This is a genomic window from Rhodanobacter spathiphylli B39 (genome assembly GCF_000264295.1).
GTDB lineage: Bacteria > Pseudomonadota > Gammaproteobacteria > Xanthomonadales > Rhodanobacteraceae > Rhodanobacter > Rhodanobacter spathiphylli.
In genome coordinates, this window is sequence record NZ_AJXT01000149.1 from 1 (window position 1) to 231 (window position 231).

Annotated in this window: 1 protein-coding gene; it reads right to left on the minus strand. The window is 44.6% G+C overall.

Features of this window, described 5'->3' with window-relative positions:
• The coding region (locus UU7_RS17950; protein ID WP_193385097.1) for a UDP-N-acetylglucosamine 2-epimerase at positions 1-231 on the minus strand (231 nt) is incomplete at both ends.

The following is a 231-nucleotide window of genomic DNA, read 5'->3' on the forward strand; positions in this document are numbered from 1 at the left end:
GGGTTTAAATGCACAGGATAAACGATTTTTACGTCTGGAAAATCTTCCGCAAGACGCTTTACCGCGGCACAGATGTTTTCAAGTGGGAGACCGAGGTTTTCACGCCTGTGCGCGGTGACGAGGACGATACGGTTTTTGCAGTCATGCAAGCTTTGGAGCGAAGATGATTTGAATTTATAGTCTTTTTTTACTGTCAATTTGATGGCGTCTATCACAGTATTGCCACAAACG